The organism is Morganella morganii, assembly GCF_041099235.1.
Lineage (GTDB): Bacteria > Pseudomonadota > Gammaproteobacteria > Enterobacterales > Enterobacteriaceae > Morganella > Morganella morganii_E.
Map to the genome: position 1 here is coordinate 2,093 of NZ_JBFZSO010000005.1, position 25,039 is coordinate 27,131.

General features: G+C 49.1%; 25 protein-coding genes, 2 tRNA genes and 2 pseudogenes. 15 read left to right on the top strand and 14 right to left on the bottom strand.

The window, feature by feature from the left end:
* Positions 1 to 115: 115 nt before the first annotated feature.
* Positions 116 to 191, top strand: a tRNA-Ala gene (locus AB7038_RS09860).
* A gap of 48 nt (positions 192 to 239) precedes the next feature.
* On the opposite strand, the gene AB7038_RS09865 is transcribed toward AB7038_RS09860, so the two are convergent.
* Complete coding sequence (locus AB7038_RS09865; protein ID WP_369453232.1) at positions 240 to 992, bottom strand: SDR family NAD(P)-dependent oxidoreductase; 753 nt, start codon at positions 990 to 992, stop codon at positions 240 to 242.
* A 123-nt stretch (positions 993 to 1,115) separates the two neighbouring features.
* On the opposite strand from AB7038_RS09865, the gene AB7038_RS09870 reads away from it, so the two are divergent.
* Positions 1,116 to 1,538: a MarR family winged helix-turn-helix transcriptional regulator gene (locus AB7038_RS09870; protein WP_072870192.1), complete on the top strand. Its 423-nt coding sequence runs from the start codon at positions 1,116 to 1,118 to the stop codon at positions 1,536 to 1,538.
* On the opposite strand, the gene AB7038_RS09875 is transcribed toward AB7038_RS09870, so the two are convergent.
* From AB7038_RS09875 to zipA, 3 genes are all read right to left on the bottom strand, one after another.
* A complete protein-coding gene (locus AB7038_RS09875; protein WP_368889137.1) occupies positions 1,532 to 1,753 on the bottom strand; it encodes a DUF3820 family protein in 222 nt (73 codons plus the stop codon). The genes AB7038_RS09870 and AB7038_RS09875 overlap by 7 nt on opposite strands.
* Positions 1,754 to 1,812: 59 nt before the next feature.
* On the bottom strand, positions 1,813 to 3,831 hold the full coding sequence (gene ligA / locus AB7038_RS09880) for an NAD-dependent DNA ligase LigA (RefSeq protein WP_214180915.1): 2,019 nt from the start codon (positions 3,829 to 3,831) through the stop codon (positions 1,813 to 1,815).
* Between the two features lie 75 nt (positions 3,832 to 3,906).
* Positions 3,907 to 4,881, bottom strand: a complete 975-nt coding sequence (gene zipA, locus AB7038_RS09885; RefSeq protein WP_368889138.1) for a cell division protein ZipA — start codon at positions 4,879 to 4,881, stop codon at positions 3,907 to 3,909.
* Positions 4,882 to 5,115: 234 nt separating this feature from the next.
* Here zipA and cysZ point away from each other — a divergent pair, with 234 nt between their 5' ends.
* The 7 genes from cysZ (at position 5,116) to uspF (ending at position 11,154) form a co-directional block, all read left to right on the top strand.
* Positions 5,116 to 5,868: a sulfate transporter CysZ gene (gene cysZ / locus AB7038_RS09890; RefSeq protein ID WP_072870183.1), complete on the top strand. Its 753-nt coding sequence runs from the start codon at positions 5,116 to 5,118 to the stop codon at positions 5,866 to 5,868.
* Positions 5,869 to 6,057: 189 nt separating this feature from the next.
* A complete protein-coding gene (gene cysK / locus AB7038_RS09895; protein ID WP_004240255.1) occupies positions 6,058 to 7,014 on the top strand; it encodes a cysteine synthase A in 957 nt (318 codons plus the stop codon).
* 276 nt (positions 7,015 to 7,290) lie between these two features.
* Positions 7,291 to 7,548 (top strand): phosphocarrier protein Hpr, encoded by a 258-nt coding sequence (ptsH, locus tag AB7038_RS09900; RefSeq protein WP_004240254.1) that lies wholly within the window; start codon positions 7,291 to 7,293, stop codon positions 7,546 to 7,548.
* 122 nt (positions 7,549 to 7,670) lie between these two features.
* Positions 7,671 to 9,395 (top strand): phosphoenolpyruvate-protein phosphotransferase PtsI, encoded by a 1,725-nt coding sequence (gene ptsI / locus AB7038_RS09905; RefSeq protein ID WP_349419553.1) that lies wholly within the window; start codon positions 7,671 to 7,673, stop codon positions 9,393 to 9,395.
* Between the two features lie 49 nt (positions 9,396 to 9,444).
* Complete coding sequence (gene crr / locus AB7038_RS09910; RefSeq protein ID WP_004240252.1) at positions 9,445 to 9,954, top strand: PTS glucose transporter subunit IIA; 510 nt, start codon at positions 9,445 to 9,447, stop codon at positions 9,952 to 9,954.
* Positions 9,955 to 10,239: 285 nt separating this feature from the next.
* Positions 10,240 to 10,587, top strand: a complete 348-nt coding sequence (locus tag AB7038_RS09915) for a DUF3024 domain-containing protein (protein ID WP_004240248.1) — start codon at positions 10,240 to 10,242, stop codon at positions 10,585 to 10,587.
* 132 nt (positions 10,588 to 10,719) lie between these two features.
* Complete coding sequence (gene uspF / locus AB7038_RS09920; RefSeq protein ID WP_072870176.1) at positions 10,720 to 11,154, top strand: universal stress protein UspF; 435 nt, start codon at positions 10,720 to 10,722, stop codon at positions 11,152 to 11,154.
* A 74-nt stretch (positions 11,155 to 11,228) separates the two neighbouring features.
* Here the strand turns inward: uspF and AB7038_RS09925 are convergent, their stop codons facing one another.
* The 3 genes from AB7038_RS09925 to AB7038_RS09935 form a co-directional block, all read right to left on the bottom strand.
* Positions 11,229 to 12,164, bottom strand: coding sequence for an alpha/beta hydrolase (locus AB7038_RS09925; RefSeq protein WP_369453233.1), 936 nt, complete (start codon positions 12,162 to 12,164; stop codon positions 11,229 to 11,231).
* 3 nt (positions 12,165 to 12,167) lie between these two features.
* Positions 12,168 to 12,941 (bottom strand): GNAT family N-acetyltransferase, encoded by a 774-nt coding sequence (locus AB7038_RS09930; protein WP_369453234.1) that lies wholly within the window; start codon positions 12,939 to 12,941, stop codon positions 12,168 to 12,170.
* A gap of 107 nt (positions 12,942 to 13,048) precedes the next feature.
* Positions 13,049 to 14,224: a benzoate/H(+) symporter BenE family transporter gene (locus AB7038_RS09935; protein ID WP_369453235.1), complete on the bottom strand. Its 1,176-nt coding sequence runs from the start codon at positions 14,222 to 14,224 to the stop codon at positions 13,049 to 13,051.
* Between the two features lie 93 nt (positions 14,225 to 14,317).
* Here AB7038_RS09935 and AB7038_RS09940 point away from each other — a divergent pair, with 93 nt between their 5' ends.
* Complete coding sequence (locus AB7038_RS09940; RefSeq protein WP_369453236.1) at positions 14,318 to 14,890, top strand: helix-turn-helix domain-containing protein; 573 nt, start codon at positions 14,318 to 14,320, stop codon at positions 14,888 to 14,890.
* Between the two features lie 498 nt (positions 14,891 to 15,388).
* Here the strand turns inward: AB7038_RS09940 and AB7038_RS09945 are convergent.
* The 5 genes and pseudogenes from AB7038_RS09945 to AB7038_RS09965 all read right to left on the bottom strand — a co-directional run.
* Positions 15,389 to 15,520: pseudogene (locus AB7038_RS09945) on the bottom strand (CatA-like O-acetyltransferase); the annotation flags it as partial.
* Positions 15,521 to 15,531: 11 nt separating this feature from the next.
* Entirely contained in the window at positions 15,532 to 16,338 is an 807-nt protein-coding gene (locus AB7038_RS09950) for a hypothetical protein (protein WP_369453237.1), read from the bottom strand.
* A 26-nt stretch (positions 16,339 to 16,364) separates the two neighbouring features.
* Positions 16,365 to 16,520 carry a hypothetical protein gene (locus AB7038_RS09955; protein WP_368888997.1) on the bottom strand — a complete coding sequence of 52 codons (156 nt, stop codon included), beginning with the start codon at positions 16,518 to 16,520 and terminating at the stop codon, positions 16,365 to 16,367.
* 166 nt (positions 16,521 to 16,686) lie between these two features.
* Positions 16,687 to 17,307, bottom strand: coding sequence for a hypothetical protein (locus tag AB7038_RS09960; protein ID WP_369453238.1), 621 nt, complete (start codon positions 17,305 to 17,307; stop codon positions 16,687 to 16,689).
* Between the two features lie 207 nt (positions 17,308 to 17,514).
* A complete protein-coding gene (locus AB7038_RS09965) occupies positions 17,515 to 17,688 on the bottom strand; it encodes a hypothetical protein (protein WP_369453239.1) in 174 nt (57 codons plus the stop codon).
* Between the two features lie 211 nt (positions 17,689 to 17,899).
* Between AB7038_RS09965 and AB7038_RS09970 the strand changes: the two genes are divergently transcribed.
* Positions 17,900 to 18,121 (top strand): hypothetical protein, encoded by a 222-nt coding sequence (locus AB7038_RS09970; RefSeq protein ID WP_369453240.1) that lies wholly within the window; start codon positions 17,900 to 17,902, stop codon positions 18,119 to 18,121.
* 75 nt (positions 18,122 to 18,196) lie between these two features.
* Here the strand turns inward: AB7038_RS09970 and AB7038_RS09975 are convergent, their stop codons facing one another.
* Positions 18,197 to 18,961: a hypothetical protein gene (locus AB7038_RS09975; RefSeq protein WP_369453241.1), complete on the bottom strand. Its 765-nt coding sequence runs from the start codon at positions 18,959 to 18,961 to the stop codon at positions 18,197 to 18,199.
* A gap of 109 nt (positions 18,962 to 19,070) precedes the next feature.
* On the opposite strand from AB7038_RS09975, the pseudogene AB7038_RS09980 reads away from it, so the two are divergent.
* Positions 19,071 to 19,241: pseudogene (locus AB7038_RS09980) on the top strand (integrase); the annotation flags it as partial.
* Between the two features lie 15 nt (positions 19,242 to 19,256).
* On the opposite strand, the gene AB7038_RS09985 reads toward AB7038_RS09980, so the two are convergent.
* A tRNA-Thr gene (locus AB7038_RS09985) sits at positions 19,257 to 19,332 on the bottom strand.
* 1,295 nt (positions 19,333 to 20,627) lie between these two features.
* Here AB7038_RS09985 and AB7038_RS09990 point away from each other — a divergent pair.
* The 3 genes from AB7038_RS09990 (at position 20,628) to AB7038_RS10000 (ending at position 24,872) form a co-directional block, all read left to right on the top strand.
* Entirely contained in the window at positions 20,628 to 21,998 is a 1,371-nt protein-coding gene (locus AB7038_RS09990; RefSeq protein WP_262861457.1) for a tyrosine phenol-lyase, read from the top strand.
* A 134-nt stretch (positions 21,999 to 22,132) separates the two neighbouring features.
* Positions 22,133 to 23,401, top strand: coding sequence for an aromatic amino acid transporter (locus AB7038_RS09995; RefSeq protein ID WP_108656537.1), 1,269 nt, complete (start codon positions 22,133 to 22,135; stop codon positions 23,399 to 23,401).
* 463 nt (positions 23,402 to 23,864) lie between these two features.
* The gene (locus AB7038_RS10000) at positions 23,865 to 24,872 is read left to right on the top strand and encodes a hypothetical protein (protein ID WP_368889001.1); all 1,008 of its coding nucleotides are present in this window, start codon (positions 23,865 to 23,867) and stop codon (positions 24,870 to 24,872) included.
* Positions 24,873 to 25,039 lie beyond the last annotated feature (167 nt).

Sequence of the window (25,039 nt, forward strand, 5' to 3'; positions counted from 1 at the left end):
GGCTATAGCTCAGCTGGGAGAGCGCTTGCATGGCATGCAAGAGGTCAGGGGTTCGATCCCCCTTAGCTCCACCAAATCTTTGGTGACTGATAAATACCGCGACACCCGGTTTTCCGGGGCTATAGCTCAGCTGGGAGAGCGCTTGCATGGCATGCAAGAGGTCAGGGGTTCGATCCCCCTTAGCTCCACCAAATTCAAACCCCGGTCTCTGACCGGGGTTTTTCGTTTCTGCCTTCCTGTCATTGCGCAGTATACCCGCCATCCACCGGATAAAATCCGCCGGTACAAAAAAGACTGTCATCTGATAACAGAAACGCCACCATTTTTGCCACCTCCTCCCGTGTTGCCATCCGTTTCATCGGATGACTCTCCGCCATCATTGCCTGCACATCCTGCGGTAACGCCAGAATAGCTGGTGTCGCCACATAACCCGGGCCGACCGCATTAATCCGCACGCCCTGCTCTGCATATTCCAGTGCCGCCGCGCGGGTCAGCCCGAGTACTGCGTGCTTGGCGGCGGTATAAGGTGCAATCCCCGCAATACCGGTGACGCCGTTACAGGCTGATAGATTCACCACCGCCCCGCCGCCGCTTTTAATAATGGCAGGAATGCCGAATTTCATCCCGAGAAATGTACCGGTTACATCCGTATCCATCACATCCTGCCAGGCCTCAAAATCGTAATCCTCAATCTTCACACCATGCGGTCCGGTGATCCCGGCATTGTTTACCAGCCCGTGTAAAGCTCCGAATTTATCTGACACCGTGCTCACCATCCGCTCACAATCGCTCAATTTACGTACATCTGCTTCAATTGCCAGCACGCTATCTCCCGTAGGATCCCACTCATTTATGGCCTTTTGCAGATGTTCCGGATTCCGCCCGGTAATCGCAACTTTAGCCCCTTTTTTCAGTAATTCACGGGCAATTCCTTCGCCTACTCCGGTTGATGCCCCGGTAACCAGGATAATCTTCTGTTGAAAGTCTGTCATACCATCACCTTTTAATTAACTTTGGTTAACTAAAAGCTTAATTGATTAACTTTTGTTAATCAATTTTCTTTTCCTGATTTTGCCTTTCGGCTAAACTAAGGGTGAGGATAAAAGGGAGGTGATATGTCATTCAAGGAACTGGAAAATACACTGTCATTGTTACAGTGCACATTGGTAGCGCAACGGACCATCAGCTCACCTGAAAAGGTGACGTGGGCACAGTATGACGTAATGGAAATGTTGCGCCTTCAGGGGGATTTAACCCCGTCGGATTTAAGCCAGAAACTCGGGATTTCGCGCCAGAATGTCTCGAAATCATTACGGGCGCTGAAAAAACACCAGTTTGTTTCCCAGTATCAGTCGGAGACCGATAAACGGGAACTGGTTACCCAGCTGACACCGGAAGGTGAAGAGTTTCTGTCCCGCGCGGCGACAGGACGCACCCGCAATGCAGAAAAAGTATTTGCAAGTCTGAATGACGATGAACAGCGCCAGTTTCGTATACTGAGCCGGAAAGTCATCGATGCACTGACCCGGGATCAGTGAGCAGGACGTTTAAGCGGTTTTATCAGACCACTTAAACCTTCGATTTTAATCGCAAGGGTGAGTTGCATCAGCTGCCCCAGGCGCCCTTCCGGGAAACTGTCTTTACGGGCAAACCAGAGCAGATATTCCCCGGGAAGGTCAATTAAACAGCAACCTTTGTACTTACCAAATGGCATAGCAGTGTTAGCGATAGCCACTAAATCTTCTTTCTCCATCATCTCTCCTGATGTGACTGAAACGGTCTTCTGCGGAAGACCGTTTTTCAGCTTGTCTGTCAGTTCAGCAGCGCAATAAATTCATCTTCATTGATCACTTTAATGCCCAGCTCTTCCGCTTTGGCCAGCTTGGAGCCTGCTGCTTCCCCGGCAACCACCAGATCGGTTTTCTTCGAGACACTGCCGGTAACTTTCGCTCCCAGAGCCGTCAGACGATCTTTCGCCTCATCACGGGTCAGGATCTGCAGTGAGCCGGTCAGTACAACCACTTTGCCGGCAAACGGATTATCCAGTGCCGATGCATCCACCGCCACCACATCCGGCCAGCTGATACCGATATCTCCGGTCAGATCAGTGATAACCTCCCGGTTGTGCTGCTCGCGGAAGAAATTGACCACATGCTTCGCGACAACCTCCCCGACATCAGGAACAGCTTTCAGTGCTTCTGTATCGGCCTGCTGTAAGGCATCCAGGGTGCCGAAGTGCTCTGCCAGATTGGCTGCTGTGGCTTCGCCGACTTCGCGGATCCCCAGGGCATAAAGAAAACGGGCAAAAGTGGTCTGTTTTGATGCAGCCAGCGCGTCAGTCAGTTTCTGTGCGGATTTCGGTCCCATGCGATCAAGCCCGGTCAGCTTACCGGGGGTCAGACGCCACAGGTCCGCCGGGGTCTTCACATACTCCGCATCCACCAGCTGGTCGATAATTTTATCCCCCAGCCCGTCCACATCCATGGCACGGCGGGAGACAAAGTGTTTAAGTGCTTCTTTGCGCTGCGCCCCGCAAATCAGGCCACCGGTACAGCGGGCGACGGCCTCGCCTTCCACCCGTTCGATATCTGACCCGCACACCGGACAACTGAGCGGAAATTCAATGTCCCGCGCATCTGCCGGACGCTCTGATTCCACCACGCCCACCACCTGCGGGATCACATCCCCGGCACGGCGGATAACCACAGTATCACCGATTTTCAGGCCTAGACGGCTGATTTCATCCGCATTATGCAGTGTGGCATTACTGACCGTCACACCGGCCACCAGCACCGGCTCCAGACGGGCAACCGGGGTAATCGCACCGGTACGGCCGACCTGGAATTCCACATCACGGACAACGGTCATCTGTTCCTGAGCAGGGAATTTAAAGGCTGTCGCCCAGCGCGGGGCACGGGACACAAAACCCAGCGCCTCCTGCTGTGCAATGGAATCCACTTTGATCACCACGCCGTCAATATCAAAGCCCAGTACCGGACGGCTCTCTTCCACATTGTGATAAAAATCCAGCACCGCCTGACTGCCGGTGCAGCGCATTACACGGTCACTGACCGGTAAGCCCCACGCTTTAAATTGCTGCAGGCGATCATAGTGACTGCCCGGCAGTGTACCGCCTTCCAGCACGCCCACACCGTAACAAAAGAAGGTCAGCGGGCGTTTGGCTGTCACCGACGGATCCAGCTGACGCAATGAACCGGCTGCGGCGTTGCGCGGGTTGGCAAACACTTTGCCCCCGGTACGGCGCGCTTCCTCATTCATCGCCTCAAAGCCTTTCTGCGGCATAAAGACTTCGCCGCGGATCTCAATACGCTGCGGGATGTTTTCCCCGCGCAGTTTCAGCGGAATAGCACGGATGGTCCGCACATTGGCGGTAATGTTTTCCCCGGTGGTGCCGTCACCCCGGGTCGCCGCCTGCACCAGACTGCCGTTTTCATACAGCAAACTGACCGCCAGACCATCGAGTTTTAACTCACAGCAGAATGTCAGATCCTGCGTGTCTTTCAGGCGGTCCCGTACACGTTTGTCAAAGGCAAGATAGCTCTCCTCATCAAACACGTTATCGAGTGACAGCATCGGAATCTCATGGCGCACCTGTTCAAACGCACTCAGCGGTGATGCCCCGACGCGCTGTGTCGGGGAGTCCGGTGTGATAAGTTCCGGATGCTCCGCTTCCAGCGCTTTCAGACGCTGCATCAGGCGGTCATATTCCGCATCCGGCACTTCCGGGTTATCCAGCACGTGATAACAGTATTCATGATGGCGCAGTGTGGCGCGCAGCTGTTCAATGTCGTTTTCGTTATTTTTTGGCATCATAGTGATCTGCAATCTGTTTATACCTGAAAAAAACCCCCGTCATTGCGGGGGTTTTTGTGCGATTTGAGTGTCTCAGCTCTGTTTGGCGACGAGAACTTTGCGGATGCGCGCCTTGTACACCTCGATTTTCTGCGGTGTCAGCATTTTGCGTTCCTCATCCAGTACCACACCCCCGACATCAGAGGCGATACGCTGAGCGGCCTGTAACATCAGCTTGAAGTTCTGGCTTGCATCACCGTAAGACGGCACCATCATAAACATGGCCACGCCCGGGGTTTCGATCTCTTCCATCTGCTCCGGTACAAACGTGCCCGGATTCACCATATTGGCCAGACTGAATAACACCGGACCACTGCCTGCCGGATCGACATGGCGGTGATAGATGTTCATCGCCCCGAAACGGAACCCGGCCTGCTCGATAGCGGTACGCAGAATGTCACCAGCGACCATCTGTCCCGGATGGGCGGACACAAACAGCGCCAGCACAATCTCATTGTTCTCTGCACTGCTGCGTGGCGCTTCCTGCACCGGTTCAGGTTCAGTTACCGGCTCTTCCGCGTGAGGCAGGTCGGTTTCAGCAGCAGTAATCACCGCGGCTGTTGTCATAACCTCCGGAGCCGGAGCAGCCGGTGCCTGTGCTTCCTGCTCAAGTGCATCAAATAATCCGATTTGCGGCTCTGTTTCAGGTGCTTTTACCGGCTGACGGCGCGGGCTCTGGGCTTTCGGCATCACAGGCGGTTCTTCCGGCTCTGATGACGGATACATTCTGCCGGCAGATAATAACGGATCCTGCTCATTCTGCGCTTCTGAATACGGGGAGACCTGCGGAGCCGGATCTTCCGGTAATACAGCAGAGTGACGGGAGCCGTGTGCCTCTGACATATCATCAGCGGCTTCATCCTGCGACTCGTACTTACGACGCTTCATGGGGCGCGCGCGAAACAGGGAAGAACGCTCTTTACGGCTCGTCCACAGTCCGTGAAGTAACAATGCGATGATTGCTACCGCACCCACAACGATTAATATCAGACGCAGATCTTGCATCAGTGCTATCTCTGTTGTTTAAATTAAAGGCCACCATGGCAAAATACTATCGTTTGATTACAAGAGTATTTGTCAATGATGTTAAGTTCAAGTCCCTGCACGAATTTCTTGCAATAAAGTTCATTTAATTGCTCTTTTTGACTGATTTTTCATCCTGACATTTCATTTGTGGCCGGACAAATCAATAGTTCAGTCTGATAGTATAACGTTTTCCAATCATAGGAGTGAATAGGAAGTATGACAAATCCTGTCAGGCCGCTCAGCGGCTTTGCATATGTTGCACAGGGATGGCGGCTGATGATGCGTCCGGGTCTCCGGGCCTTCGTGATTCTGCCGTTGCTGGCCAATATCGTGGTTATGGGCGGTGCACTCTGGTGGTTGTTCAGTCGGTTCGGCGGGTGGATTGCCTGGCTGATGGATAAAGTACCGGGCTGGCTGCAGTGGCTGGATTATCTTATCTGGCCGGTGGCGGTGATTTCTGTACTGCTGATTTTCAGCTATTTTTTCAGCACGATTGCCAATATCATCGCCTCACCGTTTAACGGCTGGCTGTCGGAGAAACTGGAAGCGGAACTCACCGGGCGTCCCGCACCGGATCAGGGCTGGGCAGATCTGATAAAAGATATCCCCCGCATTCTGAAACGGGAGATGGTCAAACTGCTCTATTACATCCCGCGTGCCGTTATCCTGCTGATCCTGTTTTTCATTCCGGGGATCGGGCAGACACTTGCGCCGGTGCTCTGGTTTATTTTCGGTGCATGGATGATGTCCGTGCAGTACGGGGATTTCCCGTTTGATAACCACAAGGTCAGTTTTCCGGAAATGAAAAGCACACTGCGCCGCGATAATATGACCAATCTCCAGTTCGGTTCGCTGGTCAGTGTGCTGACCATGATCCCGTTTGTGAACCTGTTTATTATGCCGGCGGCGGTCTGCGGTGCCACCGCGCTGTGGGTGGATCGCTACCGCGCACAGTTTGTCCGCGACTGATCCGCAACGCCCTTCCGTGCAGGGCGGTTATCACACCGCCCTGCCGTTTTCCTGCGCCTTATACCTTTTCGCTATTGATCGTCTGTCCGGTTATAAGGATATGCCGATTATGTATTTCCTTTCCGCCGGTCAGCGGGTAATGTGGTTTTATATTTAGTCTGATTATGAATAACCCTATAAGGAAAACCGATGAGTAAGATATATGAAGATAATTCGCTAACCATTGGTCACACACCGCTGGTGCGCCTCAAACATTTTGGTCACGGCAATATCCTGGCGAAAGTGGAATCCCGCAACCCGAGTTTCAGCGTCAAGTGCCGTATCGGTGCCAATATGATCTGGGACGCGGAAAAACGCGGCATCCTGAAACCGGGTGTGGAACTGGTCGAGCCGACCAGCGGTAACACCGGGATTGCACTGGCGTATGTTGCCGCCGCCCGTGGTTACAAACTCACCCTGACCATGCCGGATACCATGAGTATCGAACGCCGCAAACTGCTGAAAGCCCTGGGTGCCAACCTGGTACTGACCGAAGGCGCGAAAGGCATGAAAGGCGCGATTGAAAAAGCCGATGAAATCAGCGCGTCTGATCCGTCCCGCTATATCGTGTTACAGCAGTTCAGCAACCCGGCCAACCCGGCGATCCATGAAAAAACCACCGGTCCGGAAATCTGGGAAGACACTGACGGCAATGTGGATGTTGTGGTTGCCGGTGTCGGCACCGGCGGCACCATCACCGGCATTGCCCGTTACCTGAAAAACATCAAAGGGAAAAAAGACGTCACTATCGTGGCTGTCGAGCCGGAAGGCTCCCCGGTCATCACCCAGGCGCTGGCCGGGGAAGAGATCAAACCGGGCCCGCACAAAATTCAGGGTATCGGTGCCGGTTTTATCCCGGGTAACCTGGATCTGAGCCTGATTGACCGCGTCGAACTGGTCAGTAATGAAGATGCTTTCGCCACCGCCCGTAAACTGATGGAGCGCGAAGGTATTCTGGCCGGTATTTCATCCGGAGCAGCGGTAATTGCGGCGGAACGTCTCGCGAAAGAAGATAAATTCAAGGGCAAAAATATCGTGGTGATCCTGCCGTCTTCCGGTGAACGTTATCTGAGTACTGCGCTGTTCGCTGATATCAGTGAAAACTGATCAACTGAACGGATTCAGTTCCCGCCCTGCCTGACCTCGAAAGCACCCGCAAAGGGTGCTTTTTTTGTGCAACGGATCAAAGTTTGACACTCTGCGGGGTGATTTTTGTGCGGTTGTTTAGTATTAAAAATGTAATTATTTCACAGCTCAAAATAATGACACCAAATACGTATGTCGAATCTTCGGGTTGTGCTATTTTACTTGCTCCGGCTATGATTACTGTTATATGTCTTAATATTAACCGCCGATAAAAAATTTCAAACATGAGGTAACGCTATGTATCAGCAAGAAGTCACCATTACTGCTCCTAACGGCCTGCACACCCGTCCTGCGGCTCAGTTTGTCAAAGAAGCCAAAACCTTCGCTTCTGACATCACCCTGACTTCCGGCGGCAAAAGCGCCAGCGCCAAAAGCCTGTTCAAATTACAGACCCTGGGTCTGACACAGGGCACCGTGGTGACTATCGCCGCAGAAGGTGAAGATGAGCAGAAAGCAGTAGAGCACCTCGTCAAACTGATGGGTGAGCTGGAGTAATCTCCTTCCGCCCTCACCTGTCAGGATCCCCGGCCGCCGTCTCATGCCGGGGATAGTCCGTTTCCGGGTACGCTCACGCAGCCCGCTGCTGTACGTCCCCCAGTAAACTCAAAGGTATTATTATGGTTTCAGGAATCTCTGTTTCACCGGGTATCGCTTTTGGTAAAGCGTTGTTACTCAAAGAAGAACCTATCATTATCAGCCAGAAGTCGATTTCTGCTGAGCAGATTGATGCTGAAATCCGGCGTTTCACTGAAGGCCGCGCCAAAGCGTCCGCACAGCTGAATGCCATCAAAGAAACCGCTGAAAAAAATCTCGGTGCCGAAAAAGCCGAAATTTTTGAAGGTCATATCATGCTGCTCGAAGACGAGGAGCTTGAAAACGAAATCACTGACATCATCAAAAGCAAAAAAACTGCCGATTACGCAGTGCACCAGGTGATTGAAGAACAGGCCACCGCCCTGGAAAACCTGGATGATGAGTATCTGAAAGAACGCGCGGCCGATGTCCGCGATATCGGTAACCGTCTGCTGAAAAATATTCTCGGCATGGCGATTATCGACCTCAGCGCCATCGCTGATGAAGTAATCCTGGTCTCCAAAGACCTGACACCATCCGAAACCGCACAGCTGAACCTGAAAAAAGTGCTGGGCTTTATCACCGATATCGGCGGCCGGACTTCCCACACCTCCATCATGGCCCGCTCTCTGGAAATTCCTGCTGTGGTCGGTACCGGGAATGCCACTGAAAATATCAAAAGTGATGATTATCTGATCCTGGACGCGGTCAACAACACCATTTATCTCAATCCGTCAGAAGAAGACATTGAGCGCATGAAAGAAGTGCGCGATGACTATCTGGCGGAAAAAGCCGAACTGGCAAAACTTAAAGACCTGCCTGCGATTACCCTCGACGGTCATCAGGTGGAAGTCTGTGCCAACATCGGTACCGTGCGCGATATGCCGGGTGCCGAACGCAACGGCGCGGAAGGTGTCGGTTTATACCGCACCGAATTCCTGTTTATGGATCGCGACTCGCTGCCGACGGAAGAAGAACAGTTCCGCGCTTACAAAGAAGTCGCTCAGGCAATGCCGGATGAAGCCATTATTGTCCGTACCATGGACATTGGCGGTGACAAAGATCTGCCGTATATGAATCTGCCGAAAGAGGAAAACCCGTTCCTCGGCTGGCGCGCCATCCGTATCTGTCTGGATCGCCGTGAAATTCTCGATACCCAGCTGCGCGCAATTTTACGTGCCTCGGTTTTCGGAAAGCTGCGCATCATGTTCCCGATGGTGATTTCCGTCGAAGAAGTCCGCGAACTCAATAAGATAGTGGACGAAATGAAACAACAGCTGCGGGATGAACAGAAACCTTTTGATGAAACTATTGAAGTTGGTATCATGGTGGAAACCCCGGCGGCAGCAGTTAATGCACGTCACATTGCAAAAGAAGTCGATTTTTTCAGTATTGGAACCAACGACCTGACGCAGTATACTCTGGCTGTGGATCGCGGAAATGAGCTGATTTCCCATCTCTACAACCCGATGTCTCCTGCGGTGCTGAACCTTATCAAACAAGTCATTGACGCTTCCCACGCGGAAGGGAAATGGACCGGAATGTGTGGTGAGCTGGCGGGTGATGAACGTGCAACTTTATTGTTGCTGGGCATGGGTTTAGATGAATTTAGTATGAGTTCTATTGCTATCCCGCGTATCAAAAAACTGATCCGCAATACGCATTATGAAGATGCGAAAGCACTGGCTGAACAGGCACTCGCTCAGCCGACGGCAACAGAACTGATGGCACTGGTGGAAACCTTCACCAAAGAAAAAACCCTGTGCTGAGAAAGCCAAATTCACGCCCGGTCCCGTATCAACATTTAGGAGAGTATTCATGGGTCTGTTTGACAAACTGAAGTCGCTGGTTTCGGATGATAAAAAAGACAGCGGCACGATTGACATCGTGGCGCCGCTGTCCGGTGAGATTGTGAATATCGAAGATGTGCCTGACGTTGTTTTCGCAGAGAAAATTGTCGGCGATGGTATTGCCATCAAACCGGCAGGGAATAAAATCGTTGCCCCTGTTGACGGTACAATCGGTAAAATTTTTGAAACTAATCACGCGTTCTCCATTGAATCGGACAGCGGGATTGAACTGTTTGTTCACTTCGGTATCGACACTGTCGAACTGAAAGGTGAAGGCTTCAAACGTATTGCGGAAGAAGGCCAGCGCGTACAAAAAGGCGACCTGGTACTTGAATTCGATCTGGCGCTTCTCGAAGAGAAAGCCAAATCCACCCTGACTCCGGTGGTTATCTCTAACATGGACGAAATCAAAGAGATGACCAAAATGACCGGCCCGGTCACTGTCGGCGAAACCGTTGTCATCAAAATCAAAAAATAACGGCTTTTTCACCACAGTCTGTACACTGAAAAACGGTTTCTGCGGAAGCCGTTTTTTTCGTCTGTTTTCCTTTGATTGATTAATTCTGTTGTATTATCCCCTGCCTGTTGTCCGGAAATCACCGGAAAAGTATTTCTCACCTCAGTGAAATGCGCTAACATGATCTCCCGTGACGGTCCGCAATTTACGCAGATTACGCACTGCCTGATACGGCCGGATCCGCCGGAACCACGGGCGGGATAAACGGGAAGTTTTCATTTTCGTTCGTCACAAAATGGTAATGCTATGGAATTTAATTCAGTTCAGACACAGCAAATAAAGCAGAACATGCGCCTGTTCACTGAGCGCCTGTATCCGAATGGTCATATCCCCGATGAGTTCGATGTTCAGTACCGTACGGACAATAACAACATACTGATTTATCAGAAACAACTCGTCTGCCCGTGCGGCACCCCGCAAACCATCGAAAAACAAATTGCCAGACTGACCTGGTCAGAAGCTGATGATAACTGGCAGCTTTTTTATGTGGATAACAACAAATGGCAGCCTTATCCGGACTGCCCTGCCGGCACGCTGAGTGCACTGCTGAAACAGGTTCTGGATGATAAATCCGACCGTTTTATTTTCAGTTAGTCACCACATCACACAATTAAGCCCCGTTAAGGGGTTTATTTGTGAATTTTGATCGTTTTCACGTATAGTGCTCATTACGCAGGTTACTATGACTGATAACTTATTTGCCGGCTTTCAGATTGCGAGGTGTGTATGTATAAAACGATTATAGTTCCAATCGATATTTCCGAAACCGGGCTGACCCGCGAGGTGATCCCGACTATTCAGACATTAGCCAAATTTGAAAATGCCAAAATTCACTTTGTCGCTGTGATCCCGTCATTCTCTCACTTTGCCTCTTTCGGTATTGCCTACGCCGCCACCCTGCCGGAAAAAGATGAGATTCTCGACAGCGCCAAAGAGCAGCTGGCGAAAATGGTCAGTGATTTTAATCTGCCTGCAGAGCAGTTTGAACTGCATGTGGTTTCCGGCTCACCGAAAGATCAGATTCTGAAACTGGCGGATACCCTGGAAAGCGACCTGATTGTCATCAGCTCACGCCGCCCGGATATGTCCACCTATCTGCTCGGCTCCAACGCCGCAGCGGTTGTGCGTTACGCCCATACCTCGGTTCTGGTTGTCCGCTGATACGCGGCAGCGCCTGACTGAACGCCCGTTTTAACGGGCGTTTGTTTTTTTATTTTCCTGCAATCCGCAGATAATCACTGCCGGGCATACCAGTCACGAATAGCTGACAGAACGTGTTCAGTATGCCGGTTTCCGTCTGTATCTTTAAAATAGTGATCCAGATTATCAAAGGTTCTGAATGTCACCACCGGATTCTCCACCGCTTTCTGCATCTGCTTAAACGATGTGACACTGACATTGGTATCATTCAGCGTCTGAATAACCAGCACCGGGTTTGTCTGCCCGTTCAGTGTCTGCTGCGTATCGGCTTCCAGAAACTCACGCCACCAGCGCGGCCCGTGCTGGCTGACCAGCATATCGTCCGGTACTTCATTACGTTTTACCGCATCGGTAAATGCCAGAAAACCGGCTAACTGTGACTCCTCAAGTGGCTGAGGACTATTACGGAAGCTGTCCGTGACATCATCCAGGAAAAAGCGCCCGCCGCCGTTGATAGCTACCACCGCGTCAACCGCCGGTGATGCCAGCGCAGTATGTTCCGCGACAGTCGCCCCTTCGCTGCCGCCCAGCAGCAGCACGGTGTCATACTCCCCTTTCAGGCGATCGAGCACCGCAGCATAATCACTGACCCGCACCGACAGAGAATCATTGAGCATGGTTTCCGCCGGGCAGTCTGCCCGCTCACCATCACGGATATCATACGGCAGCGCATCGGTAATGCCGTATTTCTCCACCAGCAGAATGTCATGATCCGGGAACGCACCGCCGAAAGTATCCACCATAAAACGGTTGTTTTTGGCACTGTTACAATCGGAACCCTGAATCAGCACCAGTAATTTTCGGGTAGGTTCCGCCTGCCGGTGCAACAGGTAGTAATGAACAGCACTGCCATCCTGACGGGCAAGGTTTTCTGTCCGGACAGTCTCTTTTCCGCTATTTTGTGTTTCTGATGCCATTGCAGGAGCCATAAATAAACAGCTCAGCAGTGCACAGACGGCGGCCTTACGCATTCTTCATCCCTTTACATAAAACAGATAATTAAACAGCGTGCGGAAACCAAGCTTCTGATACAGGCTCAATCCTTCGGACGACGCTTCCAGATAACAATCCCGGATACCCCGCTTCCGGCATAGTGTCAGTGCATAATCCAGCAACAGTGTGGCGTAGCCGTTGCCCTGATATGCGGGAACAGTTCCGAGGTCATCAATCCGCGCGCCGTATTCTGACAGCGACAGCGTGATGCAGCTGACCGGTTTCCCCTGACATAACAGAACAGCATGATGCAGTTCAGTACCGTTTGCCATTGCCCGCTGATGATAGCTGATATAATCACTGATGATACTAAACGGTACGGTCTCCCCGCCATCATCATCGCCTGCCGGAAAAGCGGCGTCCAGCGGCTCCGCCCACAACGAAAGCTGATCATTCACCTCACGGATCTCACATCCGGCCGGGAGAACAGAAGACGGCTGCCACTCATCAATATTCAAATGCATAGCACTGGTTTCACCGTCAGCCTCATAACCGGCGGCCATAATCTGCGGATGCAGTGCTTCTGCAGCGGATTTCTCCGCCACCAGGCAATGAGGTTTGTGATGCGACATGAAGTGCTGCTGCGCCTGTGAGAATTCATCGTTATCCGCACCGGCCTGCAGATATATATAGTTAAAGACCGGCACCGGCAGCGGTGTCAGATAACATTCTGCACGATCACTGACGGTGATGGCATCCTGCGCGATGCTGCGCCAGAAATGACGCTCTGCCGCGCGGTAATTCTGTAAACTCATGGTGTCTCCGGAATGGTATAACTATCGGCGGGATTTGTTATCTCCACTCTATAATATAAGCCGTTATATACCTTATCGGAATGTTAAGTTATTCCGGAGTCTGACGCTCAGCCCCTGCGTATTGCCATAATCTGATGCACCACAATACCCGCCAGTAACCCCCAGAAAGCCGAACTGATACCCAGCAGCGTAATACCGGATGCCGTCAGCAGAAAACAGATAATCGCCGCATCCCGCCCTTTTTCATCAGCCAGCGACTGATGCAGACTGTTCATCAGCGTGGTCAGCAGAGCAAGCCCGGCCAGGATCTGTATCAGAACTGCCGGAAAGGCATTGAACAGCATAAAGACCGCTCCGCCGAAAACCCCCGCCAGCAGATAAAATATCCCCGCCCAGACAGCAGCGGTATAACGCCGTGCCGGATCCGGATGCACATCCGGTGCCATGCAAATCGCGGCGGTGATCGCCGCAATACAGATACTGAATCCACCCCACGGTGCCAGCAGAATGGCTGCCAGCGACGAGCAGCTCAGCAGCACAGAGGTGTGCGGCGGATAACCGTTAGCCTGTAAAATTGCAATCCCCGGCGCATTCTGCGAGGCCAGCGACACAATAAAAAACGGAATGCCGACACTGATCAGGGACGTCAGGGTAAATGACGGCATCACAAATTCCGGCAGCGCAAACACATTGCCGGCCCGGACAAAATGCAGATCGCCGCTCAGCCCGGTCACTGTGATACCGGTGATCAGTGCAGCAATAATGGCGTACAGCGGGAAAATCCGCCGCATCACCACATACGCGGCTATCATCGCGGCACACAGCACAAAGCTGGTATTCAGCGCACCGAACGCCGTCAGCCCGAAACGCAGCAGAATACCGGCCAGCATCGCCGAGGCCAGTGCGCGCGGAATATAATTCATCAGCCGGGCAAAAATACCGGTCACGCCGCACAGAAACATCAGCCCGGAGGCAAAAATAAACACGCCGACGGCTTCATTGATGGTCACGCCGGACAAACTGGTCACCAGCAGCGCGATCCCCGGTGTGGACCAGGCGGTCAGCACCGGCATTTTATACCAGAGCGACAAACCGATCGTTGTCACCCCCATCCCGATCCCCAGCATCATCAGCCAGCCGCCGGTTTGTGCAGCATCAAGCCCCGCCACATCCAGCGCCTGCAGAATAATCGCCACTGAACTGGCATAGCCGACCAGCACCGCAACCAGCCCAGTCATCATCATTGCTGGAGAAAAGGCACGAAAAAATGTTAACTTACTCATAGGAACACACCATAGGATGTTATAGCAGACGATCGGACTCTATCACCGGATGCTATAACGGACAATGACATTTACCCGGAATAATGACAATTTATGCACGATATCACACCCGCTGTTGCAGAGACTTTTAAACAACTGCGTGCGGAACGCGGGCTGAGTCTCAGCCAGGCAGCACAACTGACCGGTGTCAGCAAAGCTATGCTCGGCCAGATTGAGCGCGGGCAGTCCAGTCCGACGGTATCCACACTGTGGAAAATCGCCACCGGCTTCAACGTCGCTTTCTCTGTTTTTCTGGAAGGTGCGCAACCGCAGCAGCAATCCGCACTCCACGCTTTTGCAAAACTGCCGGTCTTTGAACAGACCCGTTCCGGAATGCGCGTCACACCGCTGATCCCGTTCGATGATGAACTAAAAACAGACTTGCTGAAAATTGATCTGCTGCCCGGGGCGCTCAGCGAATCCGGTCCGCATGAACCCGGCGTTATCGAACATGTCATTGTGATGGAGGGAGCACTGCAACTGCGGCTGGGGGATGAGTGGCACACCGTTTCTGCCGGGGAATCCCTGCGCTTCCATGCGGATATCCCGCACGCTTACGCCAATCCCGGTAAGACCATTGTGACACTGCATAATCTGATCCATTATCCGCGTCCGGCGGACAAATAAAAATCGGGGTATAATAAATATACCCCGCTTTGACTTAACGGATCGTCTTACTTTATTTATAAAATAAAACAAAAATAAATACGTGCTCAGCTTAACTTATTATATATCATCCTTATGCTAACCAGAATGATATGTTTATACTGAACAGAAAAGCATGCCATTCAGAATACTATCTTCTGTTATACATGGCGGTTTATTTATTGTTTAATTAAACACACTCAGGCATATCACTATGCTATCGTGATGTTTTCACTGGTGTTGTTACTACTACCTTTACGGCATTTCGGTGTTGTTAATATTATCGTTACTGCTTACTTTATTATTATTGCTGTTAGTCTTTGCTGTTTCTTTTTTGTTAAGGGTATTACCAAACTGCGGGAGCATTATCGTACAGTGATCCTGAACCATTCTGAAACGAGATTACGGATAACGGCGAAAAGATAAAAAAAAGCCACCATTCCTGCCGGATACGGTGACTTAGATACATGATTAATTAATTTATTTCAGTATGTTATCACACATCAGCTGAAGTGTATTAATAAACCGCGCTGCATGAAACCCATCACAAACGGCATGATGCACCTGTACAGAAACAGGTAATAATACGCGGTCACCTTCCTGCTGAAACTTTGTTTTTTTATTTATTCCGGCCAATCATCCGCAAACACATAGCGGATCAGTTCTGCGGATTCACGGGGCGGTGCTTTCAGCACATCAGTCATTAAGTCAATTTCCATCTGACAGGTTTGCAGTTTGTCTTCCGCCAGTACATACGGATCATCAGTCAGAAAACGGTCACCGTATTTATCCGCTGATCCCTGTATTTGTGCCGAAAATAATGACTGAATTTCATCCGCAGAATAATGTGCAACCGGAGCACCTTCACCGGCTGAATTCACCAGATCCAGCAACGCTCTGTTGCTGATAATAAAGTCACGGTACTCGCCGGAAGCCTTTTTCATATCCGGCGGGCCTGACACCTCCGGATGCAGCACACGAAAGCAGAAGTCACCGGAGGTATCCTGCGCCAGTGCTTTCTGCAAAAATTCCAGCCGCATTTTCCCGTAATTAATCACCGCGTCATCCCCCGCGAGATAAAGCAGTTTTTTAATATTTTCGGTGGCCCACTGTTGCAGCCTCATATAATGGACTTCTCTTTTTTTCGAATCATTGCCGGCATTTTTGAAGTCGGTAAAAAAGGCCTCGAACATACCGGGATCAACCTGATTAATGGCTTTCAGTGTCGGTACCATCTCAAGAACCTGAGTTTTTATCTGTTCACTTTTTTCCACCGCCGCACTTTTAATAAAAAATGCAAAAAATAACGCAATCAGTGACAGATAAACCGTTTTCTTCCGGCTGATCACAATTTTATTAGTAATGGTTAACACAATCAGCAGGATAATCAGAAAAATAATCAGAACAGAAATTACAAAATAAACGGACATTTATTTCTCCGGTACAGTGGGACCATTCAGGAAGATAATTCTTTTTTAGTCAGATATCCGGAAGGAACCAGGATAATCAGAATAGTGACCGCAAAACTCAGCAGATCGACGATAAGATAGTCCGTCCGCCACATCAGCAGCGTATCAATCACGGTATAGAGCACCGCCGTGTTATAAGCCATCGTAAATCTGTTTATTCATCCGGTATTCCCTCCCGGTAACTATTTTCCCTGATGACCAGTATATGTCACCGGAACACGCTATTCTGAGAAAACTGTCACTAATCTGTTTTATTCCGCAAACAGAAAACCACCGGATGACCGGTGGTTTTCTGTACTTCGCGATATCTTACTCTTCCCGCTGCTTAATGCAGGCCTCTTTTATTTTTTGTATATTATTCTTCAGAGAGACCTGATGTTCTTTGGGAAAATAACTGTAATCCAGAGAAATATAAAAGCGTTCGTTCCGCATCATGACAAATAAACTAACTTCTTTTTCTTCGGATTTATAAATGAAATGTTCTTCATCTGCTTTTTTACTTTCCAGTATTGACGGCTTACCATATTCTGCCTCAAGAGTATGCTGCAATGTTTTCAGCAGCGTCTGATATGCCGTTTCATCATCTGTGGAATAAAAATAACCAATGCCAACCAGCCCGCTGAAATCCGGCTGCCCGTACCGTGGCAAAAAGCGGAATTCGTACTCACCCGCTTCATTTAATCCGCCGGAAAATGTTTTGGACGTCACTTTGGTCAGCGGGCAGACATATTCGCTGTTATCACGCTCAGACTGACCACCGAGGCGTGGTGTTAATGCCTCTTCTGTCATTCCCCAGGTCAGGCCGAATGGTGCAGAATAGCGTGCAGCAGAATGCTCATTTTGTGCTGCATTATCTGCCGCTGATTTATCACAGGCACCCAATAATACAGATGCCGCAATCAAAGCAGAAATTATTGTTATTTTTTTCATTATTAAATATACCCGCTGATTTCATGATGGCCTTATCGTGCCATATTTGACTTATTACGCTGTCCGGTCATTTTCCGGCAACAGACAATATCAATCCCGGATAAAAGTGTCAGTAAAAAAATAAAGCTCCCGATAAGCGTTATCCGCGCCTGATACCAAAAAGCCCCGGGGTTTCGCGGGGCTTCGGATATATAGCTGACCATACTGTTATTTCAGTCCGGGCGTGGTGATATTCGGTGTGGTTATCGGTGGTGGTGTTACTGTCGTTGTCGGCCGGGGAGTGAGTGGCGGTGGCTTGATTGTCAGTGCAGGCATCTTGTTCAGATTTTCCTTTCCGGCCACGTTCTTCCCGTTCTCTGTTTGTCTTACTTTATTCGTCATTTTATATTCCTCAGATTAAAATAATGCTCTTTTTTTGTACTGCAGGTTAACGATACATCAGGAATATGATGACTGGTAATCGTCTCCGGAAGGCTGAGAAACCAACGATAGCTCCCCTGCCGGGAACAAAAATACCTGAAGAGGGTGTCATTGACCCCGCCGGATATTGATATATGATTAAATAATATGCAATTTGCTCAGGGAGAGCAGCATGAAAAAACAACAGGGAAAGACAACGATATTAATCAGAATAGTATTTCTGTGGATAGTCGATCGCATCCTCTTTTTCAGCGCGGCAAGTCTGCCTGATGACAGTATAAAGCAGGCTTATCAGCGTGCCCTGAATGACTACCGCAACAAAAAAATTGATGAGAAAAATGCCGAAATGACGAAAAAAGGCATCAATATCCGCAATCTTAATAAAAAGCTGTAAACAGACGCCCGGCGATGACGCAGAAAAGCCCCACCCACCCGGGGTGAGGCCTGATATTATAACCGTCTGACCGTATCAGACCTTTACGAGCTGACCCTGTACGTTCATGGTATATGCGACATCTGCTTCAATGCCGTTTTCACCCTCGTAGAAAACGGATACACGCTCACGGATACCGTCATTCCAGCCAATAGCCACTGCCCCGCCCTCACGGAGGGTAACCGATGCCGGGTTGTGCGCACAAAAGCCCACTGTTTCAGGAGCCACAACCAGAGAACAATCCGTGCCACTGAGCATAGCAACACCACCTTTGACATCCGGGTGCTCTTCATGAATCTGTCCCATGATAATATTGGTATCATTACCCGTTGCCATAATTGTGCCTGATACATAATAGGAGTATGCGAACGATTCATCTCCGGTTAGAACCAGCGTATTACGGCTGTCAAACGGAGAGACATCATTAATATGAGATCCATCCCCGCTTAAAATGACAGTGGCATTCTTTACACCGTTGTTTGTCGTGATTTCAGCACCAGTCCCTGAAAAATGGAAAGCAGCACCATCAATAACCGGTTCTGATTCCTCATCAGACTGAACATAAGCATTTGATGAATTTCCGGAAGAATGCACGACAGCTTTAGTACTTACATAGAACTGAGCATCTTTACCCGTTGCAATAATAAGCGCATCGGTTCCGCTTCCGGCATCAGTGGAGAGACCAACACCATCTCCGCTGGCAATAACCGTCATATTTTGACCATAGATATCTGCGGACTGCTTGTCTTTTGGCAAGTAGATTGTTTCGTTATCGCCATGTATTTCAGTACCATAATTCATACACACTGTCCTTTTTAAGTACCGCCACTCGGTATGTGTATAAATACACAGTGATACCGCAGTGACTGATAATCCGCTCCGGAAGAACTGGTGTTGATGATTTTTGTTTTCTCTATTACAGGAAATGGGCGGGTGGGAGTCGATAGAAATGGTATGCAGATATGCCCATCTGGCACCAAATCATCTTACCGAACATGCGAAGCAAATAGATGCCATTTTTGACAGTTACATCCCAAATACGTCCCAAGGTGAAAAACTGGCATCGGGAGATAATCGCTAACTCTTTGATAAGTAATGGTGCCGGATACCGGATTCGAACTGGTGACATTTTCATTACGAATGAACTGCTCTGCCAACTGAGCTAATCCGGCACAGCATTATTACACTCCTGCCCGGCAGGGTTTTCAAGCTGAAATCCGGAAATCCCTGCTGGTTTGCCTGATTTTTCTTCGTTATTCATACCTTCCTTGCGTGATCTGAAGCACAAATCCGGTATTTTCCGTTTTCAGCAGGCAGTTGCCGATTCTTCATGAAATCATGTCTGTTCCTGTAAATCACACCGGATATTACCATGGATGAATAACCTGCAACTTAGTTATTTAAATAAATATCGCACTATCATAGATATACAATCTGGTTTTAAATTACTAATTTATTTAAAATTACAGAATTTAACTTCAATAACAAAACCCCGGGAAATATGTACATCACACACATCCTGTTACTATTCCCCCGCTGATAATGTAAACATTTAAGTACAGGGTTTTGCTTTACTAACATGACTGTAAATGCTAAACCGTGAACATGATCACTAAACAACCACATACCGTAATGCATAACAATTCACTGCTTTAATTAAATATCTTTGTTATTCCCTGTCGTCGCTTACTTTTCATTCATGTAACGTAACATTATCAATGTGATCTTTATCATCAAATTTATCCTGACTGTGTCACATTTTTATTTTTATCCCAGGTTTCAGTTGAAGGATTCAATAAATCATAACATTTTTCCGTATGATCAATAAAAACAAAGATGATTATAACACCCGTGACTTATAAGATATTTTAATTTAAATTACCATATCAATGCATTTGATGCATAGTTCTTGTTAAAAAAGAACAAGACTTCTCATCCGTTTTTTTATTCTTCCTGTAAAGATAGATTTAAATTTGTACGTTTTGTCCTTATTTACTTTTCCTTAACCTATATAAATTCTCACAGAATAAAATGGCTTTTCATTGCGGCATAACTGCCCGACAGCATTGAATTATTCATATTAAATACGGAATTTAAGAAAGAGAATTATGTATATTTCACATAAAAACACAACAAGGTATTAACAAATTCAACTCATTGAATATACTGAATCATTTAGGTTTAAGTGATACAGATCACCCGGTTTACACCCGAAATTAATACCCACTTTGTTTATTTTCCCCTCCCCCATTCCCTTTTCATTTTTTTTCACGCATGATGATTTCACGCCAAACGAGAAGGATGGCACAGAAAGAAATAACAGAAATAAAAAAACTGAATTTGAATTAAGACAAGAACACTACCGGATTTACAAATGCTATATCATTCACAAGGCATGATACTTATAAACAGATAAATGCCTGTGTAAATTATCGAGTTATTATTATAAATAATTGGAGATTTTACCATGATGTATCCAGCAGAACCGTATCGTATTAAAAGTGTTGAAACCGTATCCATGATCCCTCGCGAAGAGCGTATCAAAAGAATGAAAGAGGCCGGGTACAACACTTTCTTGTTGAATTCCAAAGACGTTTATGTGGATTTACTGACCGATAGCGGCACCAACGCCATGTCCGATAAACAATGGGCCGGCATGATGATGGGTGACGAAGCATACGCAGGCAGCGAAAACTTCTTCCATCTGGAAAGAACTGTTCAGGAATTATTCGGCTTTAAACACATCGTTCCTACTCACCAGGGCCGCGGTGCAGAGAACTTACTCTCTTCATTAGCTATCAAACCGGGTCAGTATGTTGCAGGTAACATGTACTTCACCACCACCCGTTATCACCAGGAAAAAAATGGTGCGACATTCATCGATATCGTCCGCGATGAAGCACACGATGCGGGTCTGGATGTGAAATTCAAAGGCAACATCGACGTTAAGAAACTGGAAAAACTGATTGCTGAGAAAGGCGCGGAAAATATCGCTTACATCTGTCTGGCGGTAACTGTAAACCTGGCAGGTGGTCAGCCGGTCTCTATGGCAAACATGCGTGAAGTCCGCCAGTTATGTGATAAGCACGGCATCAAAGTGTTCTACGATGCGACCCGCTGTGTGGAAAACGCCTATTTCATCAAAGAGCAGGAAGAAGGTTTCGCGGATGTCTCCATTAAAGACATCGTTCACGAAATGTTCAGCTACGCTGACGGTTGTACCATGAGTGGTAAGAAAGACTGTCTGGTGAACATCGGTGGTTTCCTGTGTATGAACGACGACGACATGTTCTCTGCCGCACGTGAACTGGTTGTGGTTTATGAGGGGATGCCTTCTTACGGTGGTCTGGCCGGTCGTGATATGGAAGCGATGGCTATCGGTTTACGCGAAGCGATGCAGTTCGAATATATCGAGCACCGCGTCAAGCAGGTTCGTTACCTGGGCGAAAAACTGAAAGCAGCCGGTGTACCGATTGTTGAGCCGGTCGGCGGCCACGCAGTATTCCTCGATGCACGCCGTTTCTGCCCGCATCTGACCCAGGATGAGTTCCCGGCACAGAGCCTGGCAGCCAGCATCTACATGGAAACCGGTGTACGTTCTATGGAGCGCGGTATTATCTCCGCAGGCCGTAATAAAGAAACCGGCGACCATCACCGTCCGAAGCTGGAAACCGTTCGTCTGACTATTCCGCGCCGTGTATACACCTATGCACACATGGATCTGGTTGCTGACGGTATTATCAAACTGTTCAAACACAAAGAAGACATTAAAGGGCTGAAGTTCGTATACGAGCCGAAGCAGTTACGTTTCTTCACTGCACGCTTTGATTACGTGTAATTATCTGATGACAGAGGCCTCATTATTTTAATGGGGCCTTTTTGTCTCTGCATCCCTATAACAATAAAGAACAAATAAAATCGATAAATATGAATGCTGTTGGTGATATTTATCATTAATAGGAAACTTTTATTATGAGTATTCATAGTGCCGATACAAATAAATCACCCGGACTGACCAGCGGAACCATGCTTGTTATAGCAACTGTCGTTGGCGGCGGTATGTTTTCTTTACCGATTGCGATGGCCGGTGTCTGGTTTTCCGGTGCCACCGTTATTTTGATTTTAGTTTCAATTATGATGTTACTGACCGGTCTGATGTTAGTTGAAGTTAACCTGCATTTTGAACCGGGCGCCAGCTTTAATACCTTCACAACCGAATTACTGGGCAAAAAATGGAATATTGTCGTGGGTATCGCCTTCGGGTTTGTACTCTATATTCTGACGTATGCCTATATCTCCGGGTCATCCGCAGTTCTGGCTCAGACGATATTAAAATATACCGGTGTCGCCCTGCCGATAAAAGCAGCGGTCGTGATTGTCGCCTGTCTGGTGGCTGCGATTGTCTGGTACAGCTCATTATGGGTCGGACGCATTACCACCATTTTAATTTTCGGTAAGTTTATCGCGTTCTTTGCCACCTTCTCCGGACTGGTTGCACACGTGGAAATTGCCAATCTGCTGGATTCCGCATCAGTGGCAATACCCGGAACGAAATATCTGCCGTATGTTCTGATGACGCTGCCGTTCTGTATTATTTCGTTCGGGTTCCACGGTAACGTGCCGAGCCTGGTGAAGTTGTACGGCAAAACAAAATTCCGCTTTATTACCCGCTCAATCATTATCGGGACAATATTTGCGGTACTGCTGTATATCTTCTGGCTGGGTGTCACAATGGGTAACATCAGCCGCGCCAACTTCTCCCCGATTATTGCCAAAGGCGGAAACATTGATGTGTTCGTTGAGGCTATCGGCGGGGTGATGGCAGGGAAAACGATGGATCTTATCCTGACATTCTTCGGTAACTTTGCGGTGGCCAGTTCCCTGCTGGCAGCAACACTCGGCCTGTTTGACTATATTGCCGATCTGCTGAATTTTAAAAATGACAGCGCCGGTCGTTTCAAAACAGCGGTAGTGACGTATCTGCCACCGGCGGTGGTATGTTTCTTCTTCCCGAACGGATTCGTTTATGCCATCGGTTATGCCGGTCTGGCCTTTACTATCTGGAGTGTGATTTTACCGCCGTTCCTGGTAAAAGCCTCCCGCAAACGCTACAGCGACAGCGATACCATTTACCGTTCGCCGTGTAACAGCGCGGTACTGAATCTGGTGATTGTCTGCGGTGCGATTGTGTATCTGACGGTCATTCTGGATGTGTTCGGCTGGCTGCCGGCATTTAAATAAGCGGTTACAGACGGCCGGAGGCAAATCATGCTCCGGCCGCTTGTGCAGCGGTTCTCTCTGATCTGCCGGGAGGCAAATCATGTATTTCACCCTGTTACACTGGCAACACCCGCTGTTTACCCGCCGTCAGGCGTTGCGGTTACTTATTCAGTTACAGAGGGCTGTTCATATGACACGCAGGGAGAGACGGGAACGCCGGATCAGAAAAAACGCATCGGAATAAGAGCGGAAAACTGATCGATTTTTTTTATAAACTTACGGTAAAGCGCTTTCATAATCTCTCCAAAACCGTGATGACTATCACGTACCGCGTATCTTACTCATCCCGCTCCGTCCTGCAAGGGCTAACGCGCATTTTTTCATCTCTGTCCGGTGTAAAAAAATCACGACACTTTATCACTCAGATTGCAACTCTGTGATATGGTGATGCAATCGTTTGTTCGCTGCATTTACAGGATAAAACATGCAAAAATCGTTATTTATCGGCACGTTGTTGTCTGCATTCTTTTTCAGTGGTTTACACCCCGCTCTGGCGCTGACCTCACAACAGGCCGCCGAAAAACTCGCGCTGACCGAACTGGCGGAGACCTACAGCCCGGCACAGATTGCTGCGCTGACACAACAGCCGGAAGCAAACCGGTTCGACGCTCTGATGATCACCATCGGTGCCCTGACGGCGGATGACCTGAAAAATCCGGCAGCAGAGAGTGATAAGCTTCAGGCTTTTGTTGATGCACAACAGCAGGATCACGCCCGCTATCTCGGCAATGTGTCGGATAAAAATATTGTGCCGCGCCTGCATACCGCCTGGAAAACCGCGGTGTTCCCGAATGACACGAAGACACTGAAAACTCTGAATAACTTTATTGATAAAGGCTATACCAGCGGCTATAACCTGGTAGATACCCGCGAAGAATCCGGCTTTGATAAAACACGGATGATCCGCTACGGCCATAATGATATCGATCACGCCGCTCAGCTGATTTATCTGCTGCGCCGCGAAGGGTTTGATCCGAAAGTGCAGCTGACGCCGAAATCATCCGCATTTCTCTATCTGGATGAATGGGGTGAAGCGGATTATCCGGTTACCACGCTGAAAAGCGGCAAAAAAGTGGCGATCGCCAGTGAATATAATCTCGACCTGGAATTTTCGTCAGCTGAAGAGCGTAACCGCTTTCAGAGCCTGATTGACCAGTATGCCAAGAAAAATACGGCAGACCAGAAAGGGCTGATCCGCGCCGCCTGGTGGCAGCCGTTTTACCGCAGTTATGTGCCGGTGGACGGTTATGATGTGGTGGCCGAAACCCGTGTGACCGGCGGTCATTATCAGGCTGATTTGATGGCACTTCCGGAGAATGCGGAAAAACAGGCGGAAAATATCCGTAAAACGAAAAGCGGGATGCAGGTAACGAGCGAAAAAGTGTGGGTAAATCCCTCTTTTTACCGTTATCTGCAGGGGGATTATAAGTAATCATCTCCCGGACAGGACGGCGTGGTGTTAAGCACGGCGCCGTCTTTCCGGTTCTGATGATAACGGGCAAAACGAAAAGTCGCTGTAAATACCTCCCTGTACGCTCAGGCTCGCCATCCATGGCTCGCATGCTTTTCGTTCGCCTGCCCGTTATCATGAACCTGACA

Bases quoted from the DNA above. Each gene is read 5' to 3' on its own strand.
- AB7038_RS09865 (WP_369453232.1), bottom strand. From the start codon at position 992: ATGACAGACTTTCAACAGAAGATTATCCTGGTTACCGGGGCATCAACC.
- AB7038_RS09915 (WP_004240248.1), top strand. From the start codon at position 10,240: ATGGAATTTAATTCAGTTCAGACACAGCAAATAAAGCAGAACATGCGC.
- AB7038_RS09935 (WP_369453235.1), bottom strand. From the start codon at position 14,224: ATGAGTAAGTTAACATTTTTTCGTGCCTTTTCTCCAGCAATGATGATG.
- AB7038_RS09955 (WP_368888997.1), bottom strand. From the start codon at position 16,520: ATGGCTTATAACACGGCGGTGCTCTATACCGTGATTGATACGCTGCTG.
- AB7038_RS09970 (WP_369453240.1), top strand. From the start codon at position 17,900: ATGAAAAAACAACAGGGAAAGACAACGATATTAATCAGAATAGTATTT.
- AB7038_RS09875 (WP_368889137.1), bottom strand. From the start codon at position 1,753: ATGGAGAAAGAAGATTTAGTGGCTATCGCTAACACTGCTATGCCATTT.
- cysZ (WP_072870183.1), top strand. From the start codon at position 5,116: ATGACAAATCCTGTCAGGCCGCTCAGCGGCTTTGCATATGTTGCACAG.
- crr (WP_004240252.1), top strand. From the start codon at position 9,445: ATGGGTCTGTTTGACAAACTGAAGTCGCTGGTTTCGGATGATAAAAAA.
- AB7038_RS09870 (WP_072870192.1), top strand. From the start codon at position 1,116: ATGTCATTCAAGGAACTGGAAAATACACTGTCATTGTTACAGTGCACA.
- AB7038_RS09925 (WP_369453233.1), bottom strand. From the start codon at position 12,164: ATGCGTAAGGCCGCCGTCTGTGCACTGCTGAGCTGTTTATTTATGGCT.
- AB7038_RS09930 (WP_369453234.1), bottom strand. From the start codon at position 12,941: ATGAGTTTACAGAATTACCGCGCGGCAGAGCGTCATTTCTGGCGCAGC.
- ligA (WP_214180915.1), bottom strand. From the start codon at position 3,831: ATGCCAAAAAATAACGAAAACGACATTGAACAGCTGCGCGCCACACTG.
- ptsI (WP_349419553.1), top strand. From the start codon at position 7,671: ATGGTTTCAGGAATCTCTGTTTCACCGGGTATCGCTTTTGGTAAAGCG.
- AB7038_RS09965 (WP_369453239.1), bottom strand. From the start codon at position 17,688: ATGACGAATAAAGTAAGACAAACAGAGAACGGGAAGAACGTGGCCGGA.
- AB7038_RS09995 (WP_108656537.1), top strand. From the start codon at position 22,133: ATGAGTATTCATAGTGCCGATACAAATAAATCACCCGGACTGACCAGC.
- AB7038_RS09940 (WP_369453236.1), top strand. From the start codon at position 14,318: ATGCACGATATCACACCCGCTGTTGCAGAGACTTTTAAACAACTGCGT.
- AB7038_RS09990 (WP_262861457.1), top strand. From the start codon at position 20,628: ATGATGTATCCAGCAGAACCGTATCGTATTAAAAGTGTTGAAACCGTA.
- AB7038_RS09975 (WP_369453241.1), bottom strand. From the start codon at position 18,961: ATGAATTATGGTACTGAAATACATGGCGATAACGAAACAATCTACTTG.
- cysK (WP_004240255.1), top strand. From the start codon at position 6,058: ATGAGTAAGATATATGAAGATAATTCGCTAACCATTGGTCACACACCG.
- uspF (WP_072870176.1), top strand. From the start codon at position 10,720: ATGTATAAAACGATTATAGTTCCAATCGATATTTCCGAAACCGGGCTG.
- ptsH (WP_004240254.1), top strand. From the start codon at position 7,291: ATGTATCAGCAAGAAGTCACCATTACTGCTCCTAACGGCCTGCACACC.
- AB7038_RS09960 (WP_369453238.1), bottom strand. From the start codon at position 17,307: ATGAAAAAAATAACAATAATTTCTGCTTTGATTGCGGCATCTGTATTA.
- AB7038_RS10000 (WP_368889001.1), top strand. From the start codon at position 23,865: ATGCAAAAATCGTTATTTATCGGCACGTTGTTGTCTGCATTCTTTTTC.
- AB7038_RS09950 (WP_369453237.1), bottom strand. From the start codon at position 16,338: ATGTCCGTTTATTTTGTAATTTCTGTTCTGATTATTTTTCTGATTATC.